This window comes from Leclercia sp. (assembly GCF_036780805.1).
Taxonomy (GTDB): Bacteria; Pseudomonadota; Gammaproteobacteria; order Enterobacterales; family Enterobacteriaceae; genus Enterobacter.
On the sequence record NZ_DAIQCE010000009.1, the window covers coordinates 35,568 to 58,078 of the forward strand.

Below are 22,511 nucleotides of genomic sequence, written 5' to 3' on the forward strand. Positions count from 1 at the left end.
GGCTGATGCCCTCACCCTGGCCCTCTCCCACGGGGAGAGGGAATAACCATTAAAAAAGGCAACTTACGTTGCCTTTTTGCGTTTTATTTCGCTGCCGCTTTCTCTTCGCCGACCAGGCCAATCTTCAGGTAACCCGCCTGATGCAGCGTGTCCATTACCTTCATCATGGTTTCGTAGTCGACGGTCTTGTCGGCACGGAAGAAGACGGTAGTGTCTTTCTTGCCGTCGGTGAGCGTATTCAGCGCCGGGATCACCGACTCGTCCGTCACCGGATCGTTACCCAGGAACATGGATTTATCCGCCTTCACGGACAGATAAATCGGTTTTTCCGGGCGCGGCTGCGGCTGGCTGGATGACGCAGGCAGATTGACCTTCACGTCCACCGTCGCCAGCGGCGCAGCAACCATGAAGATAATCAGCAGAACCAGCATGACGTCGATAAACGGCGTCACGTTGATTTCGTGCATTTCGCCGTTATCGTCCAGATTTTCATTAAGACGCATTGCCATGGCGAATCAACCTAAGTGTAATTTCTGAGCAGAACGGACCGGCTTAACCGAGCTGGCGCTGAGGTCCAGATCGCGGCTTTGCAGCAGCAGAACCTGAGCGGCAACGTCACCGAGGGTGGCTTTGTAGCTGCCAATCATACGGGCGAAGATGTTATAGATAACCACAGCCGGAATAGCGGCAACCAGACCAATCGCCGTCGCCAGCAGGGCTTCTGCGATGCCAGGGGCTACAACCGCGAGGTTGGTGGTTTGCGTCTGGGCGATGCCGATAAAGCTGTTCATGATGCCCCAGACCGTACCGAAAAGACCGACGAACGGGGAGATCGCACCGATAGTCGCCAGATAGCCGTTACCACGACCCATATGACGACCGATGGCCGCCACACGCCGCTCGAGGCGGAAGCCGGTACGCTCTTTAATCCCTTCGTTGTCTTCGCTGCCGGCAGAGAGTTCAAGCTCGTTCTGGGCTTCGTTGATTAACTGGGTGGTCAGGCTTTTGGCCTGGAAGGAAGAGGTCATGTCGCTCGCCTGATTCAGGGTGCGGGCCTCGGCCAGTTGCTGCTGTTCACGCTTAAGACGACGCTTGTGCGAGATGAGCTCCACGCTCTTGCTAAAGAAAATAGCCCAGGTGACGACGGACGCCAGAATCAGGCCGATCATCACAATCTTCACCACGATGTCGGCATGATGATACATACCCCAGACGGAGAGATCCGTCTGCATCAAATTATTACCCACTCGGTATCTCCAGGACGCAAATCACAAAATCTGAGCATAATAATATCAAAACAGCGTCGAATTGATAGTAGTTCTCATTAGTATTTACATAGTGCCGTAAATTCGTTTCATTTTCCTTGCGCTTACGCAGGAAAAATTTCCCGGAAACAAATTTTAAAAAATTTTCGACTTAATGCGCCCCCCTTCTCGTGACCCTTTTTACTTTCATGGTAGTCTGGACGTCCAGACGTATAAAAACAGGTCGTGCAGACATGAAAGAAAAACATCTTGATACCACTCTTGTCCAGGCAGGACGCAGCAAGAAATATACCCTCGGTTCGGTCAACAGCGTGATTCAGCGCGCCTCGTCCCTGGTATTCGATACCGTCGAGGCGAAAAAGCACGCCACCCGTAACCGGGCCAAGGGCGAGCTGTTCTACGGGCGGCGCGGCACGCTGACCCACTTCTCTTTGCAGGAAGCAATGTGCGAGCTGGAGGGCGGCGCGGGCTGTGCGCTGTTCCCATGCGGCGCGGCGGCGGTGGCGAACACCATCCTGGCGTTTGTCGAGCAAGGGGATCATATCCTGATGACCAACACCGCCTACGAACCGAGCCAGGACTTCTGCACCAAAATTCTCAGCAAGCTGGGCGTGACCACCGGCTGGTTCGATCCACAGATCGGCGCGAAGATTGCCGATCTGATCCAGCCCAATACCCGGATAGTGTTCCTCGAATCGCCGGGTTCGATCACCATGGAAGTCCATGATGTACCGGCCATTGTGCAGGCGGTACGCAGCAAAGCGCCGGACGCCATCATTATGATCGACAACACCTGGGCGGCAGGCGTGCTGTTTAAGGCGCTCGATTTTGGTATCGATATTTCTATCCAGGCGGCCACCAAATACCTGATTGGCCACTCGGACGGCATGATCGGCACGGCGGTCTCCAACGCCCGCTGCTGGGAGCAGCTGTGTGAAAATGCCTATCTGATGGGGCAGATGGTGGATGCAGATACTGCCTACATGACCAGCCGCGGCCTGCGTACCCTGAGCGTTCGCCTGCGCCAGCATCATGAAAGCAGCCTGCAGGTCGCCCGGTGGCTGGCGCAGCACCCGCAGGTGGCGCGCGTGAACCATCCGGCGCTGCCGGGCAGCGTCGGGCATGAGTTCTGGCAACGTGACTTTACGGGCAGCAGCGGCTTGTTCTCGTTTATTCTGAACAAGCGTCTGAGCAATGACGAGCTGGCAAACTACCTCGATAACTTCTCGCTGTTCAGCATGGCCTACTCATGGGGCGGCTTCGAGTCGCTGATCCTGCCGAACCAGCCAGAGCAGATTGCTGCCCTGCGTCCGGGCGGAGAAGTGGACTTTACCGGCACCCTGATCCGTCTGCATATCGGCCTGGAAAACGTCGAGGATTTGATTGCCGATCTAGAGGCCGGTTTTGCCCGTATCGAATAGCGCAGGGTCATAAAAACACTCTGCGGACACTTTTCTCCACATTACGGGCAGAAAAGTCTGATTTGTTGCGCCTGCGATCAAAGCCCGCCGGCGAAATAGGGAGTACAATAGCCCTATATATGCTGTTCCACAGGAAAGCCCATGGCTGTTATTCAAGATATTATCGCTGCACTCTGGCAACACGATTTTGCAGCGCTGGCGGATCCGCACGTGGTGGGGATTGTTTATCTGGTGATGTTTGCCACGCTGTTTCTGGAAAATGGGTTACTGCCTGCCTCATTTTTACCAGGCGACAGCCTGCTGCTGCTCGCAGGAGCGTTAATCGGTAAAGGGGTGATGGACTTTGCCCCCACGATGGTGATCCTGACCTCCGCCGCCAGCCTGGGCTGCTGGCTCAGCTATTTGCAGGGCCGCTGGCTGGGCAATACGCGACTGGTGAAAAGCTGGCTGGCGCAGTTGCCGCATAAATACCATCAGCGGGCGACCTGCATGTTCGATCGCCACGGCCTGCTGGCGCTGCTCGCCGGGCGTTTTTTGGCCTTTGTGCGCACCCTGCTGCCAACCATGGCGGGCATCTCCGGGCTCTCTAACCGCCGCTTCCAGTTCTTTAACTGGCTGAGCGCGCTGCTGTGGGTCGGCGTGGTGACCACCTTCGGCTATGCCCTGAGCATGATCCCGTTCGTGAAACGCCACGAAGATCAGGTCATGACCTTCCTGATGATCCTGCCGCTGTTCCTGCTGGTAGCCGGGCTGGTGGGCACTATCGTGGTGGTGATCCGTAAGAAATACTGTAGCGCCTGATTGTTACTCTCCCTCACCCCTGCCCTCTCCCAAGGGGAGAGGGAGAAACGGTTCCCTCTCCCTGTGGGAGAGGGTTAGGGTGAGGGCAACAGCCCGCACCATCACATCCCCTGCATCATCCGGATACGCGCCGCATCTTCCCCTGGCGTGACCCCGAAGTAACGTTTGAACTCCCGACTGAACTGCGACGCGCTTTCATACCCTACCCGCAGCGCGGCCGCGCTGGCTTTCATGCCGTCGTGGATCATCATCATCCGCGCCTTGTGCAGGCGATAGCTCTTGAGATATTGCAGCGGCGAGGTGCTGGTCACCGATTTGAAGTTATGGTGAAACGCCGAGACGCTCATATTGGCCTCTGCTGCCAGCTGATCGACGCTCAGGTTTTCGGTGTACTGGCTCTCAATGCGCTTCAGCACCCGGCTGATCAGACTGAAGTGGGTCTGACGGCTGACCAGAGCCAGCAGCGCCCCGCCGCCCGGCCCCAGCAGGACATGATAGAGGATCTCGCGCACTATTTGCTTCCCGAGGATGCGCGCATCCAGCGGGCGCTCCATCACATCCAGCAGACGCTCAATGGCGCAGAGGATCTCATCCGTCAGCGTGGCGGAGTTGATCCCGCTTGCCGCCATCGATGGGCAAAACAGCTCGTCCTCGCCAATGTCCATCAACAGCTCCTGCAGCTGCAGGATATCGACATTCAAACGAATACCAGCCAGCGGCACGGCTTCTGTCGCGAAGGTTTCACATTCGAAGGGTAAAGGTACTGTCAGGAGCAGATATTCACGCGGGTCGTAGCGGAACACCCGCTCGTTGATATAGCCAATTTTATGCCCGGAAAAGAGAAAAATGATACCTGGCTGATACATCACCGGCGTGCGAGTGCCGGGCTGGGTGCCGTACAGCAGACGCACGTCCGGCAACAGCGTGCCGAGAGTATTTTCATTATCTTTCAGTCTGTTAATTTTCGCCGTCAGCTGCAGGCAGGTCTCATCACGGTTCATCTTTGCTCATTCCGGGGAGGGTTTCCGACGCTTGCAGTGTGCGCGGTTTTTCGCAGTTTCTCCAGCGCCCTGTAGAAATGGGCAAGACAACGGCAGGAATGTGCATTGAGAGTAGAGCCTGTGCTCGCCACAATGGGCACCATCAGTTAGCCCGGTATTTTCACCCACCAAAGGGAACGAACAATGAACAATTTTAATCTGCATACCCCGACCCGCATTCTGTTTGGTAAAGATGCTATCGCCGACCTGCGCGAGCAGATCCCGACCGACGCCCGCGTGCTGATCACCTACGGCGGCGGCAGCGTGAAGAAAAACGGCGTGCTGGATCAGGTCTACAGCGCGCTGGAAGGGCTGGACGTGCGTGAGTTTGGCGGCATCGAGCCGAACCCGTCTTACGAAACCCTGATGAACGCCGTGAAAATCGCCCGCGATGAGAAGATCACCTTCCTGCTGGCAGTCGGCGGCGGTTCCGTGCTGGACGGCACCAAGTTTATCGCTGCGGCAGCCCACTATGCTGACGGCATCGACCCGTGGCACATCCTGCAGACCGGCGGCAGCGACATCAAAAGCGCCATCCCGATGGGCTCCGTGCTGACCCTGCCCGCGACCGGCTCCGAATCCAACAAAGGCGCGGTGATTTCCCGTAAAACCACCGGCGACAAGCAGGCCTTTATGAACGAGCACGTGCAGCCGGTGTTTGCGGTGCTGGATCCGGTTTACACCTACACCCTGCCGCCGCGTCAGGTGGCGAACGGCGTAGTCGATGCCTTTGTCCACACCGTGGAGCAGTACGTCACTTACCCGGTGAACGCCAAAATCCAGGATCGTTTCGCTGAGGGCATTCTGCTGACCCTGATCGAAGACGGCCCGCTGGCGCTGAAAGAGCCCGAAAACTACGACGTGCGTGCCAACGTGATGTGGGCTGCGACTCAGGCGCTGAACGGCCTGATCGGTGCTGGCGTGCCGCAGGACTGGGCCACCCACATGTTGGGCCACGAGCTGACGGCGATGCATGGCCTCGATCACGCCCAGACTCTGGCGGTCGTACTGCCGGCGCTGTGGAATGAAAAACGCGACACCAAGCGCGGCAAACTGCTGCAGTACGCTGAGCGCGTCTGGGGTATCACCGACGGGTCTGACGACGAGCGTATCGATGCCGCTATCGCCGCCACCCGCAACTTCTTCGAGCAGCTGGGCGTGCCGACACGTCTCTCCGGCTACGGCCTGGACGGAAGCTCCATCCCTGCCCTGCTGGCGAAACTCGAAGAGCACGGCATGACCCAGATCGGTGAGCATCACGACATTACCCTCGACGTGAGCCGTCGTATTTACGAGGCCGCTCGCTAAGCGATTTTGCACGCTTACCTTTCGTTTTTCGGCATTTAGGCCAGGCTTAATGCACATACACCACCAGAGGACTACCTCTGGTGGATGTCCAATGAAGGAGGAAAAATGGCAAACCAAACCGTAATCAAGCTTCAGGACGGCAACGTAATGCCCCAGTTGGGGCTCGGCGTATGGAAAGCCGGTAACGACGAGGTCGTGTCCGCCATTCATAAAGCACTGGAAGTCGGCTATCGCTCTATTGATACCGCAGCCGCCTACAAAAATGAGGACGGCGTGGGCAAAGCGCTGGCCAGCGCCGGTGTGCCACGCGATGAGTTATTCATCACCACTAAGCTGTGGAACGACGACCAGAAACGTCCGGCACAAGCGCTGCAGGAGAGCCTGGACAAGCTGCAACTCGATTTTGTCGATCTCTACCTGATGCACTGGCCGGTTCCGGCCATCGACCACTATGTCGACGCCTGGAAAGGGATGATAGACCTGCAAAAAGCCGGGCTGGTGAAAAGCATCGGGGTCTGTAACTTCCAGGTCCACCACCTGCAGCGCCTGATTGATGAGACGGGCGTAGCCCCGGTGATCAACCAGATCGAACTGCACCCGCTGATGCAGCAGCGTCAGCTCCATTCCTGGAATGCCACCCACAAGATCCAGACCGAATCCTGGAGCCCGCTGGCTCAGGGCGGCGAAGGCGTGTTCGATCAGAAAATTATTCGTGACCTGGCCGATAAGTACGGCAAAACCCCGGCACAGATTGTCATTCGCTGGCATCTGGACTGCGGCCTGGTGGTGATCCCGAAATCCGTTACTCCGGCGCGCATCGCGGAGAACTTCAAGGTGTGGGATTTCCGTCTCGATAAAGACGAGCTGGGTGAAATTGCGAAGCTGGATAAAGGCAAGCGTTTAGGGCCGGATCCGGATCAGTTTGGCGGGTAACTTCCCCTCACCCTAACCCTCTCCCTGTGGGAGAGGGAATACTTTCCACCCTCTCCCACAGGGAGAGGGCCGGGGTGAGGGCATCATCGTTAACCGATCTTACGTTTTACACCCTTCTTCGCCGTCGCCCCCGCGTTCGAACGCTGATGCACAATCGGCGTGTGCTTGGTCAGCGCCGGGCGCGTATTGCGATTCTGGCGACGCGCTTCGCGCATCTCATCCAGCGTCGGTGCAGGCACCAGGCAGTCGCGACGGGAGCCGATCAGGTGCTTTTTACCCATCTCTTCCAGCGCCTGGCGGATTAGCGGCCAGTTAGCCGGATCGTGGTAACGCAGCAGGGCTTTATGCAGGCGACGCTGCTTGTCCCCTTTCGGCACCACCACATCTTCACTCTTATAACCAATCTTACTCAGCGGGTTCTTGCCGGTGTAATACATGGTGGTCGAGTTCGCCAGCGGTGACGGGTAGAAGTTCTGCACCTGATCCAGACGGAAGCGGCGCTGCTTCAGCCACAGGGCCAGATTCACCATGTCCTCATCACGCGTACCCGGGTGCGCGGAGATGAAGTACGGGATCAGATACTGCTCTTTCCCTGCCTGTTTGGAGTAGGTATCGAACAGCTCTTTGAAGCGGTCGTAGCTGCCCATTCCCGGCTTCATCATCTTCGACAGCGGGCCTTCTTCGGTATGCTCAGGGGCAATCTTCAGGTAGCCGCCCACGTGGTGGGTCGCCAGCTCTTTGATGTAGCGCGGATCTTCCACCGCGATGTCGTAACGCACGCCGGAGGCGATCAGGATTTTCTTGATGCCCTTCAGGTCGCGGGCGCGACGATACAGGTTGATCGTCGGCTCGTGGTTGGTGTCCATGTGCTCGCAAATGCTCGGATAGACACAGGAGAGACGACGGCAGGTTTGCTCCGCACGCGGCGACTTACAGCGCAGCATGTACATGTTGGCGGTCGGGCCACCCAGATCGGAGATCACGCCGGTAAAGCCCGGCACCGTGTCGCGAATGGCTTCGATCTCGTTAACAATCGACTCTTCGGAGCGGCTCTGAATAATGCGCCCTTCATGCTCGGTAATGGAGCAGAAAGAGCACCCGCCGAAGCAGCCGCGCATAATGTTGATCGAGAAGCGGATCATCTCGTACGCCGGAATGCGGCTGTTACCGTATGCCGGATGCGGCACGCGCTTGTACGGCAGCGCAAAGACGCTGTCCATCTCTTCAGTGGAGAGCGGGATGGCCGGCGGGTTGACCCAGATATAACGCTCGCCGTGCTTTTGCATTAATGCACGGGCACAGCCCGGGTTGGTTTCGTGGTGCAGAATACGCGAGGCATGAGCGTACAGCACTTTGTCCGCTTTGACTTTCTCAAAGGACGGCAGCAGCACGTAGGTCTTTTCCCACGGCTTTGGACGCGGCGGCTGAACGGTGATGGCTTTGGCTTCGGCTTTCTTCGGCTCGACAGGCTTGTTGTCCGCACACGGCAGATCTTCGCCGTACGGGTGCGGGATAGGGTCGATTTTGCCCGGCATATCGATGATACGGGAATCGACTCCGCTCCAGCCCGGCAGTGCCTCTTTCACCATGATCGCGGTGTTGCGCACGTCGCGGATATTGCCTACCGGCTCGCCCTGAGACAGACGGTGCGCCACTTCCACCAGCGGACGCTCACCGTTGCCGAAGATCAGCATATCGGCTTTGGAGTCCACCAGCACCGAACGGCGCACGGTATCAGACCAGTAATCATAATGCGCGGTACGGCGCAGGCTCGCCTCGATCCCCCCCAGGATGACCGGCACGTCTTTCCATGCTTCTTTGCATCGTTGGGTGTAGACGAGAGTCGCGCGATCCGGACGCTTGCCCGCCACGTTATCCGCGGTATAGGCATCGTCGTGACGCAGTTTGCGGTCGGCGGTGTAACGGTTGATCATCGAGTCCATGTTGCCCGCGGTGACGCCGAAGAACAGGTTTGGTTTACCGAGGCGCATAAAGTCCTCTTTGCTGTTCCAGTCCGGCTGGGCAATGATCCCGACGCGGAAGCCCTGGGCTTCAAGCATGCGACCACAGATCGCCATGCCAAAGCTCGGGTGATCGACGTAGGCATCGCCGGTCACCAGAATAATGTCGCAGCTGTCCCAGCCAAGTTGGTCCATCTCTTCACGAGACATCGGCAGGAACGGCGCCGGTCCAAAGCAGGCCGCCCAGTACTGGGGCCAGGAGAAGAGGTCACGATCCGGCTGGATCAGGGAAATTGCGCTCATAATGCTTCCGAAGAAAAAATAGACAAAAGGAGCGGGATTATACGCTGGATCAATGTGGGAAATGAAGGAGTATTGTGCGCAGATATTATTGCCCGGTGGCGCTGCGCTTACCGGGCCTACGGGGCATGTAGGCCGGGTAAGGCGAAGCCGCCACCCGGCACGATTACGGTGCCGGATTAATTAACATTTGTCCCACTGAACCCCTGTCCATCATCTCCAGCGTCTGGCTGTGGAACAGGAACGGGAAGTGTGGCCAGGAAGGCTGACCGTAATAAACCAGCAGCTCCACCTGCCCGTCGACCCAGACGGTATCTTTCCAGCCTCTGTCTTCCGGGAACGGCATGGCCCCGTTGACGTTACGCACCAGGAACCGTACCCCTTCGATATGGAACGCCTGCGGCATGTCGGCGCGCACCGTCCAGCGCTCCCAGGAGCCCTGCTGGGCGGTGATATCAATGCGGTTCACATCCCACAGCTGGCCGTTAATGCCCGGATCGTCACCAAGGCTGATATCCCGGGTACGCACCGGCGTCCCGCTCAGGATCTCTTCCGGCAGCAGGCGCATCGGCAGGGTATCGGTGACCAGCGGCAACAGGCCGGTTGGACGCAGGGTCAGCACCAGGGTCGAGACCAGAATACTCGACGGCTCAAAGAAGCCGCGCAGGCGATCCACGATACCCGCCGCCTCGCCGCAGGTGATCGACACTTCATCGCCGTTGGTCATATCCACCAGAATTTCGCGTCGCTCGCCCGGGGCCAGCGCCAGCTGCTTAACCGGCACCGGAGCCGGGAGGAAGCCCTGATCCCCGGCAATCACGTGCAGCGCACGGCCATCGCTCATCTGCAGCTGGTAGCGGCGCGAGTTGGAAGCATTCAGCAGACGCAGGCGCACCCAGCCGCGCGACACCTCGACATAGGGGCTCTGCGCGCCGTTGACCAGCAGCGTGTCACCGACAAAGCCGCCGCTGCCCGGCTCGCTATACTCCGGCGTACCGAAGTTATCCAGCCGCTTATCCTGAATGATGATCGGAAAGTCATCGACCCCGTAGTGATTGGGGATCGGCAGGGATTTGCTGATCTCATCTTCTATCAGCCACATCCCCGCCAGACCGGTATAGACCTGCTGCGCGGTGCGGTTTGGCGTGTTGGCGTGATACCAGAGGGTGGCGGCGTTCTGGCGAACGGGCAGCACCGGTGCCCAGTCGGCGCTCGGGGACATCATGCGCGGCGCGCCGCCCAGCAGCGGGCCCGGCACCTGCAAACCGCTGATGGTCATGGCGACGTTCTCCGCCAGGCGGTTGCTGTAGATCAGTTTGACGTCATCGCCGCTCCAGACGCGCACCGTCGGGCCGAGGTAGCGCCCGTTAATGCCCCAGACGTTCGCCCGCGTGCCCTGGGTGAACGACCAGTGGGTGCGCTGTAGCGTCAGGAACAGCGGCTGACCGCGACGGGATTCAAGTAACGGCGGGATGGGCAGCGGCTGCTGCTGCCCGGCGGCGTTTGCCCTCAGCGGAACCGCACCAGCACAAAGTGCGATACCCGATGCCTGAATAAACTGACGGCGACTGAGTGACATATTAGCTCCATGTATAAACGTACTAACAACGCGGGAACTCGTTTTCCCTTCAAGCCGGCTTAAACCCTGCCAGCGGCTTCGCGCTCTGCGACTTCTTTATCGAGCTCAGCGATTTTATTCAGCATTAATTCGCGGCAGTGGGCCGCCAGCTCGCGCACCTGATCTTTGCCATATTTACTGACATCGACCGGCGGCAGCATCTCGACGATAACCAGACCGTTACGCAGGCGGTTGAGGTTAATCTTATTCGATGTGTTGGAAACACACACCGGAATAATCGGTACACCTGCCGCAATTGCGGCGTGAAACGCGCCAGTTTTAAACGGCAGCAGGCCACGACCCCGGCTGCGGGTCCCTTCCGGGAACATCCAGATGGAGATTTTGCGCTTTTTGAAGTGGTTCACCACCTCGGCGATAGTGCCGTGCGCTTTAGCGCGGTTGTTACGGTCGATCAGCAGGTTGCCGGTCAACCAGTAGAGCAGGCCGAAGAACGGCACCCACAGCAGGCTTTTTTTACCCACGGTGACGGTAGGCGGCTGGACGATTTTGGCCGCGGTGACCATATCGTAGTTGTTCTGATGGTTACCGATATAGATAGCGTTGCCATGTTTCTCTGCCCCTTCCGGCAGGCGCGTTTCGACCTTCAGGCCAAACAGCGGCCCCAGACGGGCGAACATGTGGCCAAAAGTGGCAACGTGCTTTGGATTACGCGGGCTGAACAGGCAGTAAATACAGCCGAAAACACAGACCAGAATGCAGTAAATAACGGCAAGAATGGTTCGAACAATTAATAGCATAGCGACCTCAAAAACCCCTGACAGCTAACGATTATACTGCAACGGGTAACTGCTTTGTTTTTATAACGGATATTTTTCGCGAGACCCCCTCCTGAACGGAGGGGGAGAGGCTCAATTACGCTTCGTCGCTCGCATTACCGCGGTTCGGAGAGTCGATCTCCACCCGGTCAATGCGTTGCAGGCCGCGCATCAACGACCCTCTGCGTCCACGTTCGCCCACCACTTTCTGCAGCTCTTCCGGGCGCAGTTTGATTTTGCGTTTACCCATGTGGATGGTCAGAGTGCTCTGCGGCGGCAGAATGAAGAGATGCGCCAGGCTGTCTTCGCCTGCGGCCGCTTCCGCCGTCGAGATGTTGATGATCTTGTTGCCCTTGCCTTTCGACAGCTGCGGCAGGTCGCTGAGCGGGAACATCAGCATCCGGCCCGCGGCGGAGATCGCCAGCAGCATGTCGCTCTCGTCCTCAATCACCAGCGGCGTCAGAACGCGGGCGTTATCCGGCAGGCTAATCAACGCCTTGCCCGCGCGGTTACGCGACACCAGATCGTTGAAGGTACAGATAAAACCATAGCCCGCATCGGAGGCCAGCAGCAGCTTCTGCTCGTCGCCTTCCATCAGCATATGCTCAACCGTTGCGCCCGGCGGCAGCGTCAGCTTGCCGGTCAGCGGCTCGCCCTGCCCGCGCGCCGACGGCAGCGTAATCGGATCGATAGCGTAGCTGCGCCCGGTGGTGTCAATAAAGGCCACCGGCTGGTTGCTTTTGCCTTTCACGGCAGCTTTGAAGCTGTCGCCCGCTTTGTAACTCAGGCCCGGAGCGTCGATATCGTGCCCCTTGGCGCTACGTACCCAACCGCTTTGCGACAGAACGATGGTGACCGGCTCGGACGGCTGCATGTCATGCTCGCTCATCGCTTTCGCCTCTTCGCGCTCGTGCAGCGGAGAACGTCGGTCGTCACCGAAGGCTTCGGCATCCGCCTGCAGCTCTTTCTTCAGCAGGTTGTTCATCTTGCGATCGGAGGCGAGGATCGCCTGCAGCTGATCGCGCTCTTTTTCCAGCGCGTTCTGCTCGCCGCGGATCTTCATCTCTTCCAGTTTGGCGAGATGGCGCAGCTTCAGCTCGAGGATCGCTTCCGCCTGGGTTTCGCTGATGCCAAAACGCGACATCAGCGCCGGCTTCGGCTCATCCTCAGAACGGATGATCTCGATCACTTCGTCGATATTCAGGAACGCTACCAGCAAACCTTCGAGGATATGCAGGCGCTTAAGCACTTTTTCCAGACGATGGTTCAGGCGACGGCGCACCGTATCGCGGCGGAAGGTCAGCCACTCGGTGAGGATCTCCAGCAGGTTTTTCACCGCCGGACGGCCGTCGAGCCCGATCATGTTCAGGTTAATACGGTAGCTTTTTTCCAGATCGGTGGTGGCGAACAGGTGATTCATCACCGGCTCCATGTCCACGCGGTTGGAACGCGGCACGATCACCAGACGGGTCGGGTTCTCGTGGTCGGATTCGTCGCGCAGGTCATCCACCATCGGCAGCTTTTTATTGCGCATCTGGGCGGCGATCTGCTCCAGCACTTTCGCGCCGGAGACCTGGTGCGGCAGCGCCGTGATCACCACCGCACCGTCCTCTTTGGTCCACACCGCACGCATGCGCACGGAGCCGCGACCGTTCTGGTAGATTTTGCGGATTTCCGCGCGGGAGGTGATGATCTCCGCTTCGGTCGGGTAGTCCGGCCCCTGCACGATATCCAGCAGCTCGTCGAGCGAGGTTTTCGGCTGTTCAATCAGGGTAATCGCCGCTTGCGCCACTTCGCGCAGGTTGTGCGGCGGAATGTCCGTCGCCATCCCCACGGCAATGCCGGTGGTGCCGTTTAGCAGAATGTTCGGCAGACGCGCAGGCAGCATTTTTGGCTCCTGCATCGTCCCGTCGAAGTTCGGTACCCACTCCACGGTGCCCTGACCCAGCTCGCTGAGCAGCAGTTCGGCATATTTAGAGAGACGGGATTCGGTGTAACGCATCGCCGCGAAGGACTTCGGATCGTCCGGCGCACCCCAGTTCCCCTGGCCGTCGACCAGTGGATAGCGGTAAGAGAACGGTTGGGCCATCAGCACCATGGCTTCATAGCAGGCGCTGTCGCCGTGCGGATGGTATTTACCCAGCACGTCACCCACGGTACGGGCGGATTTTTTAAACTTGGCGCTGGCGTTCAGACCCAGCTCAGACATCGCATAAACGATGCGGCGCTGAACGGGTTTCAGCCCATCACCGATAAACGGCAACGCCCTGTCCATGATGACGTACATGGAGTAGTTCAGGTAGGCGTTTTCCGTGAATTCATGTAGCGCGAGGCGCTCTGCCATATCGCTCATTAAATGGGATTCCTCAACTCAGAAACCAGTTGGTTTCAGGCAATATTGCCGCAGATACTACCTCATCTGGCGAGTCGAGTCACAAAGAAAAAGGGCCGCCATTGCGGCCCCTTTCCGGGTTATTTATTCAGCTTGATAACCTGTTTCACGTCGATTTCGAAATCGTTCCACTCTTTGTCGACTTTGCCCTGCAGCTCAACCTTATCCTGCGGGGTGACAGTCACGCCGTTCCAGCGTTTGTGGTCAATCTCTACCACTACCGTACCGCTCTCATCGCGGAAGGTGTAGCGGTCGTCGGACAGGCGCTCGGTGATGTTCCCGCGCAGTTTCACCCAGCTGTCGTCCTTCTGATCCTTGACCTTTTGCGCCGTGGTGAGGTTGGCGTCGTTATCGACAAAACCGCCCTGCTGGGTTTGCGTCTGGGTTGCCGTCGCTGACGGGCCGTTAAACCCGCCCTGCGCCGCAAAAACCGGCGCAGTGGTGATCATCATGATGGCAGCAATAGCAGCGAATTTTTTCATCTTAACTCTCCCTTTAATGTCGTTTCGCAATCCATTAAACAGGGTAAACCTTAACAACTTCTTAAGCGGGAAATTTAAATTTTTTTACTGTACAGCTGAAGGTTAGAGAGGGTTTACTGGCCGCAACAGGGAGGGAACATGCGCATTTTACTGGTAGAAGACGACAAGCTGATTGGCGACGGCATTAAGGCCGGGCTGACGAAACTGGGCTTCAGCGTGGACTGGTTCACCGAGGGTGACACCGGCAGAGCCGCGCTCTACAGTGCCCCCTATGATGCCGTGGTGCTCGACCTGACGTTGCCCGGCATCGACGGGCTGCAGATCCTGCGCGACTGGCGGGAACAGGGCCGCAGCGAGCCGGTGCTGATCCTCACCGCGCGGGATGCGCTCAACCAGCGCGTCGAGGGGTTACGCCTCGGTGCCGACGATTATCTCTGTAAACCCTTTGCGCTGATCGAAGTGGCCGCCCGCCTTGAGGCGCTGGTGCGCCGCAGCCACGGCCAGGCGCGCAGCGAGCTGCGCCACGGCGGCGTGACGCTCGATCCGACTCGTCTGGTGGCCAGCCTCAACGGCGAAACTCTGGTGCTCAAGCCGAAAGAGTTCGCCCTGCTGGAGCTGTTGATGCGCAACGCGGGCCGGGTGCTGCCGCGCAAGCTGATTGAAGAGAAGCTCTATACCTGGGACGACGATGTCTCCAGCAACGCCATCGAAGTCCACGTTCACCATCTGCGCCGCAAGCTTGGCAGCGATTTTATCCGCACCGTGCACGGCATCGGTTACACCCTGGGTGACGCATGAAACTGACCCAACGCCTGAGCCTCAAGCTGCGCCTGACGCTGCTGTTCCTGGTCCTGTCGCTGACGGCGTGGTTTGCCGCCAGCCTGGTCGCCTGGCACCAGACCAGCGAGAAGCTCGATAAGCTGTTCGACACCCAGCAGATGCTGTTCGCTAAACGGCTGCTGACCATGGACCAGGATGAGATCCGCGCCCCGCAGCGGATGCGCGAGGTGCCGAAAAAAGCGAAACACGGGCATCTGGATGACGATGCGCTGGCCTTCGCCATCTTCACCCCCGACGGCAAAATGGTGCTCAACGACGGTGAAAATGGCCGCGATATTCCCTACCACTATCGCCGGGAAGGCTTTGATAACGGCCAGCTCAACGACGATAACGACGAATGGCGCTTCTTATGGCTCACCGCACCGGACGGCAAGTACCGGGTGGTGGTTGGCCAGGAGCGGGAGTACCGCCAGGAGATGGCGCTGGAGGTGGTCAGGTCGCAGCTCACGCCGTGGCTGGTGGCCCTGCCGGTGATGCTGCTGTTGCTGATCGTCCTGTTGACCCGTGAACTCTGGCCGCTGAAAAAGCTGACCCAAACCCTGCGCGCCCGCTCACCCGATGCCACCGACCGGCTGGCGACGCACGGCGTGCCTGTGGAGGTTAGCCCCGTGGTCGACGCCCTGAATCAGCTTTTCGCCCGCACCCAGGAGATGATGGCCCGGGAGCGGCGTTTTACCTCGGATGCCGCCCATGAGCTGCGCAGCCCGTTGACCGCGCTTAAAGTGCAGACCGAGGTAGCGCAGCTGTCGCTGGACGACCCGCAGGCGCAGGCGAAAGCCCTGACCCAACTGCACGCCGGGATCGACCGGGCCTCGCGGCTGGTTGAGCAACTCCTGACACTGTCGCGCCTGGATTCACTGGAAAATCTCGACGATGTCGAATCCCTTAACATGGCCGATCTGCTCCAGTCGGCGGTGATGGATATCTATCATCCGGCGCAGCAGGCCGGGATCGACATTCGGTTGAACATTAACGCCCCGCAGGTCACCCGCGCCGGGCAGCCATTACTCCTGAGCCTGCTGGTGCGTAACCTGCTCGACAACGCCGTGCGCTACAGCCCGCGCGGCAGCCGGGTAGAAGTGACGCTCGATGCCCACAGCTTTACCGTGCGCGACACCGGCCCGGGCATTTCCCCCGATGCCCTGACGCGGATCGGGGAGCGTTTTTATCGCCCGCCCGGCCAGGATCAGACCGGCAGCGGCCTGGGCCTGTCGATCGTGAAGCGCATCGCCACGCTGCACCGGATGAGGGTCACGCTCGGCAACGGGCAGGATGGCGGATTTGAGGTCAGGATCGGCTGGTAAGGGATTATTGCTTTTTTAGCAAAAGACTTTGCACATTTTGCTAATTTCACCGCACCGCTGTCGCGCGTAGAATGGCCCTCAGACTCGCTACTCTGAGGACAACTTAATGAGCAATATTCTGATTATCAACGGCGCGAAAAAATTCGCCCACTCCAATGGCCAACTGAATGACACCCTGACCGAGGTCGCGGACGGCTTCCTGCGCGACGCCGGGCATGATGTTAAAATCGTGCGCACCGACGGCGAGTACGATATCCAGGCCGAAGTGCAAAACTTCCTCTGGGCTGACGTCGTGATCTGGCAGATGCCTGGCTGGTGGATGGGCGCGCCATGGACCGTGAAAAAGTACATGGACGATGTCTTTACCGAAGGTCACGGCGCGCTGTATGCCAGCGACGGCCGTACCCGTTCAGATTCGTCTAAAAAATATGGCTCCGGCGGCCTGATTCAGGGGAAAAAGTACATGCTCTCCCTGACCTGGAACGCGCCAATGGAGGCCTTCACCGAAGAAGACCAGTTCTTCCACGGCGTGGGCGTTGACGGTGTCTATCTGCCGTTCCACAAGGCCAACCAGTTCCTCGGAATGGAGGCCCTGCCAACCTTTATTACCAACGACGTGATCAAAATGCCGGATGTGCCACGCTATATCGCAGAATATCGCAAGCATCTCGCGGAAATTTTTGCTTAACTGATGGCATGTTATCAGGAGAAATGACCATGCTTACCGTTATTGCTGAAATTCGCACCCGTCCTGGGCAACATCACCGTCAGGCGGTGCTGGATCAGTTCGCAAAAATTATCCCAACCGTTTTAGAAGAGGCAGGCTGCCACGGCTATGCGCCGATGGTGGACACCGCCGCAGGCGTCAGCTTCCAGACCACCGCTCCGGACTCCATTGTGATGGTTGAGCTGTGGGAAACCGTAGCCCACCTCGAAGCGCACCTGCAAACCCCGCACATGAAAGCGTGGAGCGAGGCGGTGAAAGCAGATGTTCTGGAAACGCACATCCGTATTCTGGAAAACGGGGTTTAATCTCCGCGGTACCGCCGGGCGGCACTGCGTTTGCCCGGCCTACGGTTTTGTAGGCCCGGTAAGCGTAGCGCCAACGGGCAAAACAGAAGCCCGGTACGCATAGCGTTACCGGGCTTTTTTTATCACCTTAAAGCGCACCTGCTATGCTTATTCCTGATTTCATTGTTATCTGGAGGAAGGAATGGGAATTTTTAACTTCGTTAAAGAAGCAGGTGAAAAGCTGTGGGACAACCTGACCGATCACAAAGGTCAAAGCGATAAAGTCTCAGAACACCTTAAAAAGCTCAACATCCCGGGCGCCGACAAGGTGCAGGTTAACGTCAACGACGGTAAGGCCGTGGTGACGGGTGACGGGCTGACTCAGGAGCAGAAAGAAAAAATCCAGGTCGCGGTGGGTAACATTGCGGGCGTCAGCGAGGTGGAAAACACCATCACCGCCACCGACACCCAGCATGAAGCCACCTATTACACGGTAAAATCGGGCGACACCCTGAGCGCCATCTCCAAAACCGTGTATGGCGATGCGTCGAAATACAACAAAATCTTTGAGGCCAACCGCCCTATGCTCTCCAGCCCCGATAAAATTTATCCGGGCCAGACGCTGCGTATTCCTGAAGCCTGACCATCCATGCCCGGTAAGCTTAGCGCCACCGGGCTTTTCTGTTACCAGTAGAGCTTCCAGCTCTGGGTAAAGCGCACCAGCGCTTCCACATAGAAGTAGTCCCCCCAGCTGGCACACTCATCCACGCCTTTATTGCTGGCGAGGTGATAAACCGAGTGCTTCAGCAGGCCGTTGCCCTTCTCCTCTTTGCCCATCAGATAGTGCTTCGTCAGCGAGGACATGATCCCTTTCGCCCACGCCAGATAGCGCTCGCGATCCGGGTCGGTCACCGGCAGGTGCTTCACCAGCTCCAGCAGGCCGCACACTGCAATCGCCGCCGACGACGAATCACGCAGGGCGTCGGTGCCCACCAGGGCCAGATCCCAGTGACAGACGTAATCTTCCGGCAGGCGGTTGAGGAAGTAGTTCGCCAGCCGTTTTGACAGGGCGATCATCGTCGCGTCGCCGGTATAGATGTAGCTCAGCAGAAAGCCGTAGATCCCCCACGCCTGGCCGCGCGACCAGCAGGAGTCATCCGCATAGCCCTGCTGGGTGTTGCCGTAGCGCGGCGCGCCGGTGACCACGTCCATATAGTAGGTGTGGAAGGTCGACGCATCTTCGCGGATCAGATAAGTCGCGGCCTGCATTACGTGGGCTTTTGCGGCCTCGGCAAAGCGCGGGTCGCCGGTCTGCTCGGTCGCCCAGTAGAGCAGCGGCAGGTTCATGTTGCAGTCGATGATCATCCGCCCGGCCTGCTCAGGATCCGCCAGATCGCCCCACGCCTGAATGATCTTCGCTTTCTCGTGAAAGCGCTCCAGCAGCGCTTCGGCGGCCAGCAGCGAGAAGCCGCGCGCCTCACGGCTGCCGGTCAGCCGCCAGTCTGCCACGCAGGAGAGCGTGTAGAGGAAGCCGAGATCGTGGGTGTTGGTGTCGCTGCGCCCGGCGATGCGCAGGCCAAACGAGCGGGTGTGTTTCTCAGCCATGGCGCGAAATTTGTCGTCACCGCTCATCTCCCATGCCAGCCACAGCTGTCCGGTCCAGAAGCTGGTGGTCCACTCGACGTTCTCCGTCAGCGGGTAATACCCCTCCTTGCAGGTTTCTGCCGGGAATTTGTCGCCGAACGCCGTTAAATGACGGCTAATCAAATCGAGGACGTGGCTGCGCGCCGAGCTTAATTCATCGCTAAAAGCGCGTTCGTCGACGGGCGCAGGAATATCGGCCAGACGTTCCTCGGTGATATGACTTAACATAATTCGATTCCTTCTTTGACGGCGTAAATTAGTGGTGTTCTGCAACGTTCAGCGTTTTCGCCCCGCGCCATTTGCTCTGGCAGGCGGATAAGGTAAACGCAGAAATCAGGGTAAAGGTCAGCGCCGTGGCGCCCATGATGATATAGGTCTGCTCAAAGCCGATGCGGTCATACATATACCCGGCCGGGGACGACACCACGACATTGCCGACGTAGAGCATCGCCTGATAGCCCAGCAGGTACATGGTGGCGTTGACGCGTTTATCGAAATGCTCGGCGATATATTTAAATACCGACACCAGCAGGAGGCAGATCTCCAGACCGTACAGCGGCTTGAGGACCGAAATTAACAGGTGCGAATCGCACATCCCGGAAATAATCAGTCGCGCCCCGACAACCAGGCCGACGATTAACAATCCCCGCTTGGCCCCAATAAAGTTCACAAACAGCGGGATCACCATATACATGACGAACTCCATTCCCGACTGCACGGTACCCAGATAGCCAAACACCGCGTTGCCCCGGTGGACATCATCGAAGAAGGTGACGAAATAGCGGGAGAACTGCTGCTCGGCGATAAACATCATCCACGCCACCCCCGCCACGTACAGGCAGAAGGCCCAGAACTTGCGGCTGCGCAACAGGGCATAGACATCCGCCGGGGCGATTTTCTCTTTGGTCAGCACCTCACCGGCATGGGCCGAGTGGGTATTCACTTTCAGGCTTAGCAGGACGATCAGCATAATCACCGATGCCACGCTGCCCATAATAAAGTTGTAAGACGGCGAGAGGTTAAACAGCAGGCCGGAGAACGAGGAGGCCACCGCCCACCCGAGCGATCCCCACATGCGGATCTGCCCGAACTCCATACCATTCAGGCGGCTGAAACGGTCGGAATAGGATTCGCACGCCGCCACGCCCGCATACCAGGCGAAGCTTAAATAGAGCGCGCCGATAATAATCCCCAGCATGGTATTGGACATTAACAGCGGCTGATAAACATAAATATAGAACGGCGCCATCAGGGCGGACATCGCCACCACAAAATAGAGCAGGTATTTGCTCATGCCGATCTTATCCAGAATATAGCCGTAGATCGGTTTGAGAATAACGGAGAAGACGCCGTTCACCGCAAATACGGTGCCGATCACCGACCCGCTGAGATTGGCTTTTTGTCCGAGCCAGATCGCCAGCAGACCAATACTTGCCGACCAGGTAAAGAAATAGAGAAAGATAAAACTGCTGATTTTGTAATATTCAGTTTTGTTATTCATACCATCCTCGCCGATATCCAGGGTAAGGGCTTTATAAAATGAACGACAGCTGACGTTCGCTTCCAGGCGCACGAATCACGACCTGGTTATTGTTGATATGCAGTTGTGGGCTTTCCGCCCTGTTTTTATTCTGTGCAGACGCCGTCACCGCGCAGCAGAGCCAGCTCTCTCCCTGCGGGATGGCGGCGGCGAGCACCGGAATGGCGGCGCAGTCGGCAAACATGATGCTGCTGTTCGGCGGCGTCACCACGCTGTCGGGCTGACGAGTGATGGCAGGCGAGAGATCGACAATGGCGCTGCTGCCGTTATCTGCGCTCAGGTAACTGCCACGACCGAGAAGCTGCGGCTCGGTTTTCAACACCGCAAACCCGCCCTCGACCGTTTGCAGCGTGCGGGCGCTGTTGATGCGGTGCAGACGCAGATGCCACTCGCCGAAGGGCACCAGCCAGCTGTCGATCTGGACGTCGTGCCACGGCGACCAGCGCGAAAAAATATAATTTTCGTTAACACGGACCTCCTCGCACTCGCGGCGTCCGCGGAAGTAGTTATCGCCATCAGCCAGCAGCAGCATGGAATCGCAGGCCGCGTGCTTGAGGCCAAAACGCCCGCGCTCAATGGTGAAACCAAAGCGGCTGGAGTAGGCAAATTTGGTGTATTTCGCCTCGGTGTTGACGTAGTTGTTCAGCTCCAGCTGACCGGCGGTGAGCATCGTCACATGGTCGGTATGGATCAGGATCTGTTGGGCATGGGGGATGACGCGCTTTTCGGCAAGCGCAGGCAGCGGCTGCTCGTCGGCCTGCCAGAACGGATGGCTCTCCGGCAGGGCCAGGATCAACAAGGTTTTTAGCGCCCAGTAAGGCGAGCCGGGGCTGTTATAGTCCTCGCACATCGCCAGATTCGGGTAGGCAAACCCGAGGGTCAGGATCCCGTCGCGATCGGTTATCGGCTGCTGCTGCCACCAGCGCAGATGACGCAGGATGATCCCCTTCACGATGCCCGGCGTGAACACCTCCAGCCCGGAGAAGGCCACCGCGCTCCAGAAGGCGACCATCGCGAAGCGGTAGGTCAGGCTGCGGCCAAAGGGTACCGAAGCACCGTCGGCGGCCGACATATAAATAAAGTCTTCGGCAAACAGACGCGAACGCTGGCGCAGCACCTCTGCCCGTGCTTCATCACCGCTCAGGGTGGCGTAGATCAGGCCATAAAAGTGAAACGCCATCGAGATGTAGTAATCCTTTGGCCGACCCGGACCATCGGAGTACCAGCCCTCCCCCAGGTAGTAGGCGTCCATCATCGCGAAGCGGCGATCGATGGCCTGCTGGTCGTATGGCAACCCGGCACGCTTAAAGCCGAGCTGCACCATGATGGCGAAGTAGTTCCAGTTGCTGTCCGGCATCGTCGCGTCGGTGATTTGGTTTAGCCAGGCGTGCAGGTTCATCAGCTCGCGCTCGCTGAACAGATCGGTGAGCTTCTCCTGCAGCAGCGCCAGCCCGAGGCCGTAGGCCGCCATCTCCACCAGACGCTGATCGTAAGGCCCGGCCTCGCCCCAGTAGCCCGCGCTCTGCGGGTCGGTGCCCTGCTTAATGGCGGCGATGTATTTGTCCCTGAACGGCGTGGTGTCGCCTGCGGCCATCAGCGGAAACAACCCCCACAGTACCCGGGACAGCCCCTCCATCTGCGCGACATCCGTAGCGTAGTGCGCGCTGGTATCACCCAGCGAAAAGCGGGAACGGCCTGCCGGGAACTGGGTATCTACCGCTTCCAGCAGGGTATTGAGGGCCGCCACCAGATCCTGGCGGGATGACAACGGATTTGATTTTTCTTTGTTTGCCGCGCACATAGGGTCGTCCTCGTAATCAACTGCGGCAAAGAATAGTTAATCAGCGAGGGGCAGAAATGTTACCCGGGTCACAG

The 22,511-nt window shown here is 58.4% G+C and carries 20 protein-coding genes; 9 read left to right on the forward strand and 11 right to left on the reverse strand.

From position 1 onward, the window contains the following. Positions 1 to 83 precede the first annotated feature (83 nt). Together exbD and exbB are read right to left on the reverse strand one after the other, a co-directional pair. Complete coding sequence (exbD, locus tag V7Q49_RS17890) at positions 84 to 509, reverse strand: TonB system transport protein ExbD (protein WP_333854040.1); 426 nt, start codon at positions 507 to 509, stop codon at positions 84 to 86. Positions 510 to 515: 6 nt separating this feature from the next. After that, entirely contained in the window at positions 516 to 1,247 is a 732-nt protein-coding gene (gene exbB / locus V7Q49_RS17895) for a tol-pal system-associated acyl-CoA thioesterase (RefSeq protein ID WP_333854043.1), read from the reverse strand. Positions 1,248 to 1,498: 251 nt separating this feature from the next. Between exbB and metC the strand changes: the two genes are divergently transcribed. Both metC and yghB read left to right on the forward strand, forming a co-directional pair. Continuing rightward, positions 1,499 to 2,686 carry a cystathionine beta-lyase gene (gene metC / locus V7Q49_RS17900; RefSeq protein ID WP_333854044.1) on the forward strand — a complete coding sequence of 396 codons (1,188 nt, stop codon included), beginning with the start codon at positions 1,499 to 1,501 and terminating at the stop codon, positions 2,684 to 2,686. Positions 2,687 to 2,827: 141 nt separating this feature from the next. Continuing rightward, the gene (yghB, locus tag V7Q49_RS17905; protein WP_333854045.1) at positions 2,828 to 3,487 is read left to right on the forward strand and encodes a DedA family general envelope maintenance protein YghB; all 660 of its coding nucleotides are present in this window, start codon (positions 2,828 to 2,830) and stop codon (positions 3,485 to 3,487) included. A gap of 101 nt (positions 3,488 to 3,588) precedes the next feature. Here the strand turns inward: yghB and V7Q49_RS17910 are convergent, their stop codons facing one another. Next, positions 3,589 to 4,488, reverse strand: coding sequence for an AraC family transcriptional regulator (locus tag V7Q49_RS17910; RefSeq protein WP_333854046.1), 900 nt, complete (start codon positions 4,486 to 4,488; stop codon positions 3,589 to 3,591). A 183-nt stretch (positions 4,489 to 4,671) separates the two neighbouring features. Here V7Q49_RS17910 and yqhD point away from each other — a divergent pair, with 183 nt between their 5' ends. After that, on the forward strand, positions 4,672 to 5,835 hold the full coding sequence (yqhD, locus tag V7Q49_RS17915; RefSeq protein WP_333854048.1) for an alcohol dehydrogenase: 1,164 nt from the start codon (positions 4,672 to 4,674) through the stop codon (positions 5,833 to 5,835). 105 nt (positions 5,836 to 5,940) lie between these two features. After that, positions 5,941 to 6,768, forward strand: coding sequence for a 2,5-didehydrogluconate reductase DkgA (gene dkgA / locus V7Q49_RS17920; RefSeq protein WP_333854050.1), 828 nt, complete (start codon positions 5,941 to 5,943; stop codon positions 6,766 to 6,768). An 89-nt stretch (positions 6,769 to 6,857) separates the two neighbouring features. On the opposite strand, the gene V7Q49_RS17925 is transcribed toward dkgA, so the two are convergent. From V7Q49_RS17925 to V7Q49_RS17945, 5 genes are all read right to left on the reverse strand, one after another. Then, positions 6,858 to 9,032 (reverse strand): YgiQ family radical SAM protein, encoded by a 2,175-nt coding sequence (locus V7Q49_RS17925; RefSeq protein WP_333854052.1) that lies wholly within the window; start codon positions 9,030 to 9,032, stop codon positions 6,858 to 6,860. Positions 9,033 to 9,195: 163 nt separating this feature from the next. Continuing rightward, a complete protein-coding gene (gene ftsP / locus V7Q49_RS17930; protein ID WP_333854054.1) occupies positions 9,196 to 10,608 on the reverse strand; it encodes a cell division protein FtsP in 1,413 nt (470 codons plus the stop codon). Between the two features lie 59 nt (positions 10,609 to 10,667). Continuing rightward, on the reverse strand, positions 10,668 to 11,405 hold the full coding sequence (gene plsC / locus V7Q49_RS17935) for a 1-acylglycerol-3-phosphate O-acyltransferase (RefSeq protein ID WP_333854057.1): 738 nt from the start codon (positions 11,403 to 11,405) through the stop codon (positions 10,668 to 10,670). A gap of 115 nt (positions 11,406 to 11,520) precedes the next feature. After that, positions 11,521 to 13,776, reverse strand: a complete 2,256-nt coding sequence (gene parC / locus V7Q49_RS17940; RefSeq protein WP_333854059.1) for a DNA topoisomerase IV subunit A — start codon at positions 13,774 to 13,776, stop codon at positions 11,521 to 11,523. 119 nt (positions 13,777 to 13,895) lie between these two features. Beyond that, on the reverse strand, positions 13,896 to 14,297 hold the full coding sequence (locus V7Q49_RS17945) for a YgiW/YdeI family stress tolerance OB fold protein (protein WP_333854061.1): 402 nt from the start codon (positions 14,295 to 14,297) through the stop codon (positions 13,896 to 13,898). Positions 14,298 to 14,435: 138 nt separating this feature from the next. Between V7Q49_RS17945 and qseB the strand changes: the two genes are divergently transcribed. The 5 genes from qseB to lysM all read left to right on the forward strand — a co-directional run bounded on the left by qseB (position 14,436) and on the right by lysM (position 18,095). After that, on the forward strand, positions 14,436 to 15,095 hold the full coding sequence (gene qseB / locus V7Q49_RS17950) for a quorum sensing response regulator transcription factor QseB (RefSeq protein ID WP_333854063.1): 660 nt from the start codon (positions 14,436 to 14,438) through the stop codon (positions 15,093 to 15,095). Then, positions 15,092 to 16,441, forward strand: a complete 1,350-nt coding sequence (qseC, locus tag V7Q49_RS17955; protein WP_333854065.1) for a quorum sensing histidine kinase QseC — start codon at positions 15,092 to 15,094, stop codon at positions 16,439 to 16,441. The genes qseB and qseC overlap by 4 nt, the downstream gene beginning before the upstream one ends. 106 nt (positions 16,442 to 16,547) lie before the next feature. Further along, positions 16,548 to 17,129: an NAD(P)H-dependent oxidoreductase gene (locus tag V7Q49_RS17960; RefSeq protein ID WP_333854067.1), complete on the forward strand. Its 582-nt coding sequence runs from the start codon at positions 16,548 to 16,550 to the stop codon at positions 17,127 to 17,129. 29 nt (positions 17,130 to 17,158) lie between these two features. After that, positions 17,159 to 17,473, forward strand: a complete 315-nt coding sequence (locus tag V7Q49_RS17965) for a putative quinol monooxygenase (RefSeq protein WP_333854069.1) — start codon at positions 17,159 to 17,161, stop codon at positions 17,471 to 17,473. Positions 17,474 to 17,654: 181 nt separating this feature from the next. Beyond that, positions 17,655 to 18,095 (forward strand): peptidoglycan-binding protein LysM, encoded by a 441-nt coding sequence (lysM, locus tag V7Q49_RS17970; RefSeq protein ID WP_032614158.1) that lies wholly within the window; start codon positions 17,655 to 17,657, stop codon positions 18,093 to 18,095. 41 nt (positions 18,096 to 18,136) lie between these two features. On the opposite strand, the gene V7Q49_RS17975 is transcribed toward lysM, so the two are convergent. The 3 genes from V7Q49_RS17975 to V7Q49_RS17985 are packed head-to-tail and all read right to left on the reverse strand — an operon-like array spanning position 18,137 to position 22,437. Then, positions 18,137 to 19,324, reverse strand: a complete 1,188-nt coding sequence (locus tag V7Q49_RS17975) for a glycoside hydrolase family 88 protein (RefSeq protein WP_333854072.1) — start codon at positions 19,322 to 19,324, stop codon at positions 18,137 to 18,139. A 28-nt stretch (positions 19,325 to 19,352) separates the two neighbouring features. Beyond that, positions 19,353 to 20,597 (reverse strand): oligosaccharide MFS transporter, encoded by a 1,245-nt coding sequence (locus V7Q49_RS17980; protein ID WP_333854074.1) that lies wholly within the window; start codon positions 20,595 to 20,597, stop codon positions 19,353 to 19,355. A 31-nt stretch (positions 20,598 to 20,628) separates the two neighbouring features. Continuing rightward, positions 20,629 to 22,437 (reverse strand): DUF2264 domain-containing protein, encoded by a 1,809-nt coding sequence (locus tag V7Q49_RS17985; protein WP_333854076.1) that lies wholly within the window; start codon positions 22,435 to 22,437, stop codon positions 20,629 to 20,631. Between the last annotated feature and the right edge of the window lie 74 nt (positions 22,438 to 22,511).